The sequence below is a fragment of the Piscinibacter sp. genome (genome assembly GCF_050175855.1).
Classification (GTDB): Bacteria; Pseudomonadota; Gammaproteobacteria; order Burkholderiales; family Burkholderiaceae_C; genus Piscinibacter.
The window spans coordinates 1-3,795 of the sequence record NZ_JBFXIO010000446.1 but is presented as its reverse complement, the minus strand read 5'-3'; the positions used below and the strand labels follow the sequence as shown (position 1 = coordinate 3,795).

General features: G+C 69.0%; 4 protein-coding genes. All 4 read left to right on the top strand.

The window, feature by feature from the left end; genetic code table 11:
• On the top strand, positions 1-340 hold a 340-nt coding region (locus tag AB7U92_RS23535), incomplete at its 5' end, for a hypothetical protein (protein ID WP_428582684.1).
• A gap of 60 nt (positions 341-400) precedes the next feature.
• Entirely contained in the window at positions 401-763 is a 363-nt protein-coding gene (locus AB7U92_RS23530) for a response regulator (RefSeq protein WP_293429809.1), read from the top strand.
• A 40-nt stretch (positions 764-803) separates the two neighbouring features.
• The gene (locus AB7U92_RS23525; protein WP_428582681.1) at positions 804-2,942 is read left to right on the top strand and encodes a chemotaxis protein CheA; all 2,139 of its coding nucleotides are present in this window, start codon (positions 804-806) and stop codon (positions 2,940-2,942) included.
• 33 nt (positions 2,943-2,975) lie between these two features.
• A partial coding sequence (locus AB7U92_RS23520) for a HAMP domain-containing protein (protein ID WP_428582679.1) occupies positions 2,976-3,795 on the top strand: 820 nt, incomplete at its 3' end.

Here is a 3,795-nt window from a genome sequence, read left to right as displayed (position 1 = left end):
CAGCGACGCGAGCGACGCCCTGCTCGGCCACTTCTACGGCGCCTCGGGACAGCTCAACCACCTGCTGCACACGATGGCGCAGCACCCCGACGTCGACGTGCGCCAGCTGCACGACGCGATGCAGCACATGGCCGGCGCGATCACCGCGATGCAGTTCCAGGACATGGCCTCGCAGCTGATCCACCACACCAACACGCGGCTGCGCAGCTGCGCCGACCGCTTGGCCGCCGAGGCCATGGGCGACGACGAAGACGGCGCCGCCGTCATCGAATCGGCCCCGCTGCGCCCCAACCCAGTCACGCAGGACGAGATGGACGCCGGTTCCGTCGAGCTGTTCTGAGCCCTGGCATTCAAGAAAACCGAAACCTCTCCGAAATCCACTCGTTACCTGGAGCCCGACATGCATTCAATCCTCGCTGTGGACGACTCGGCCTCGATGCGCCAAATGGTCTCCTTCACGCTCAAGAGCGCCGGCTACAACGTCGTGGAGGCGGTCGACGGCCAGGACGCCTGGGAGAAGGCCGGATCGCGCGACTTCGACCTGGTGCTGACCGACCAGAACATGCCGCGCCTGGACGGCATCGGCCTGACCAAGAAACTGCGCGACAACCCGAAGTTCAAGGCCACGCCGATCCTGATCCTGACCACCGAGTCCAGCGACCAGATGAAGCAGGCCGGCCGCAACGCCGGCGCCACCGGCTGGCTGGTCAAGCCCTTCGACCCGACCAAGCTGCTCGAGGTCATCAAGAAGGTGATCCGCTGAGCAAGCGCCGGGCACACGAGAGAAACGGGAGCACGACCCCATGGCCGAGATGACTTCGGAAGGCGCGAACGCCGGCGCCGGCATCGACCTGAGCCAGTTCTACCAGGTCTTCTTCGAGGAAGCCGGCGAGAACCTCGACCGCATGGAGCAGCTGCTCCTCGAGATCGACATCGAGGCCGCCGACGACGAGGAACTCAATTCGATCTTCCGCTGCGCGCACTCCGTCAAGGGCGGCGCGGCGACTTTCGGCTTCAACGACGTGGCCGAGCTGACCCACCAGATGGAGACGCTGCTGGACAAGCTGCGCCGCCACGAGCTGGCCCCCACGGCCGCGATGGTCGACGTGCTGCTGGCCTCGGGTGACGCGCTTCGCGCCCAGCTGGCCCGCCACCAGGGTGCCGGCGGCGACGCGATCGACACCACCGAGCTGCTGTTCAATATCCGCGCGCTGGTCGCCGGCGAAGCGCCGCTGGTGCCGGTGCAAGCCGCCGCGCCGGCGCCGAGCCAGGCGCCGGCGCCTGCTGCCGCCGCTGCGGCCGCCGCGACGGGCGGCGCCCGCGCACTGGAACTGCGCGTCGGCCCGCTGGACCAGCCGGCCATGGCCGACAACCTGATCGAGCTGTTCAAGGAGATCACCGATCTCGGCACGATCGAGCCGATCGACGGCGGCCAGCCGAGCGACGGCATGCGCCGCTTCAAGATCACCACCACCAGCAGCGACAACGACCTGCTGGACCTGTTCACCTTCCACGTGCCGCGCGAGGCGGTGGCCCTGCTGCCGCTCGGCCCGGGCTACGGCTTCCATGCCGGCAACCCCGGCGCGCCGCAGGAAGACGCTGCGGCCGCCGATCCCGGCTACGGCTTCTTCGACGACGCGCCCGGCGCGCCCGGCGCAGCGGCCGCCACGGCCAGCGGCAGCGCGGAGCCGGCCGCCGCGGCGGCCGCAGCGCCGGCAGCGCCCAAGCCGGCCGCGCGCCCCGCGCCGAAGGCCGAGAAGTCCGCCACGGCGGCGCTCGAGTCCTCGACGCTGCGCGTCTCGGTGGAGAAGGTCGACCAGCTGATCAATCTCGTCGGCGAGCTCGTCATCACGCAGGCGATGCTGGCGCAGAACAGCAAGAACGTCGATACGGCGCTGTACCAGCAGCTCGCCGCCGGCCTGGCCGACCTCGAGCGCAACACGCGGGACCTGCAGGAATCGGTGATGTCGATCCGCATGATCCCGATGTCGATCGTCTTCAACCGCTTCCCGCGCATGCTGCGCGACCTGGCCGGCAAGCTCGGCAAGAAGGTCGAGTTCGTGACGCACGGCGAGGCTACCGAGCTCGACAAGGGCCTGGTCGAGAAGATCACCGACCCGCTGACCCACCTGGTGCGCAACAGCTGCGACCACGGCATCGAGCTGCCCGCCGAGCGCGTGGCCAAGGGCAAGCCGGAGCACGGCACGATCACGCTGTCGGCCTCCCACCAGGGCGGCTCCATCGTCATCGAGGTGCGCGACGACGGCAAGGGCCTGTCGCGCGAGAAGCTGCTGAAGAAGGCCCGCGAGAAGGGCATCGACGCGCCCGACTCGATGACCGACCAGGAAGTCTGGGGCCTGATCTTCGCGCCCGGCTTCTCCACCGCCGAGGTGGTCACCGACGTGTCCGGCCGCGGCGTCGGCATGGACGTGGTGAAGAAGAACATCACCTCGCTGGGCGGCACGGTCGAGATCGACTCGGCCGAAGGCTACGGCATGAGCGTCAAGGTGCGCCTGCCGCTGACGCTGGCGATCATGGACGGCATGAGCGTGGGCGTCGGTGAGGAGTGCTACATCCTGCCGCTGTCCAGCGTGGTCGAGTCGTTCCAGGTGCAGCCGGGAATGATCCGCACCATCGGCAACAGCGGCCGCGTGGTGGAAGTGCGCGACGAGTACATGCCCGTGCTCGAGCTCGAGCAGGTGTTCAACGTGCCGCGCTTCGACTTCGAGAACGCCAGCGCGATCATGGTCGTGGTCGAGGCCGAAGGGGGCCGCGTCGCCCTGCTGGTCGACGAGCTGCTCGGACAGCAGCAGGTCGTGGTGAAGAACCTCGAGGCCAACTACCGCCGCGTGGACGACGTGTCGGGCGCCACCATCATGGGCGACGGCCGTGTCGCCCTCATCCTCGACGTGGGCAGCCTGGTGCGCCGCTCTCGTCACTGATTCCCTCGCGTCCGCAGCCGACGCCGTCTCGACATGTCTTTGCTCCTGCGCCAGCTCAGCATCCGCAACCGCTTCATCGCGGTGACCGTGTTGCTGGCTCTGCTGACCACGGTCTTCCTCGGCGTCACGCGTGTCGCGCGCGACCGCGTCAACCAGCAGCTCGAAGCGACGGTGACGCGCGAACTGGCGGTGATGGCCCGCGCGGACGAACTGCGCGCCGCCGGCACGCTCGATGCGCAGGCGCAGGCCGAGCAGCTTCGACTGACCGCCGCAGCACGCGAGCGGCTCGCCGCGGCACGTGCCGAAGCACGCGAGATGGATCGCCAGATCGGCCTTGGCGGCATCCTCGGTGGCGCCGCCATCATGGCCATCCTGGCCGGTGTGATGTGGCTCACCTACCGCTCGGTGCGCGAGCCGATCGAGGCCGCCAAGGCACTCGCCGGCCGCATCGAGCAGCACGACCTCAGCCACCGGCTGGTGATCGACGGGCGCGACGAGACTGCCGAACTGCTGCGCTCGCTGGAAGCGATGCAGGCCTCGCTGCGCGGCCTGGTGGGTCAGGTGCGATCGAGCTCCGACAGCATCGGTACGGCCAGCACCGAGATCGCCTCGGGCAACCAGGACCTGAGCTCGCGCACCGAGCAGACCGCGAGCAACCTGCAGCAGACCGCCAGCGCGATGGAGCAGCTCACTGCCACGGTGCGCAACAGCGCCGACTCGGCCGCTCAGGCCAACCAGCTCGCGGCCTCCGCCGCCGAGGTGGCCCAGCGCGGTGGCAGCGTCGTCTCCCAGGTGGTCTCCACCATGGACGAGATCAACGCCAGCTCCAAGAAGATCTCCGACATCATCGGTG

Coding starts and splice junctions, on each gene's coding strand:
- AB7U92_RS23530 (WP_293429809.1), top strand. CDS start 401: ATGCATTCAATCCTCGCTGTGGACGACTCGGCCTCGATGCGCCAAATG.
- AB7U92_RS23525 (WP_428582681.1), top strand. CDS start 804: ATGGCCGAGATGACTTCGGAAGGCGCGAACGCCGGCGCCGGCATCGAC.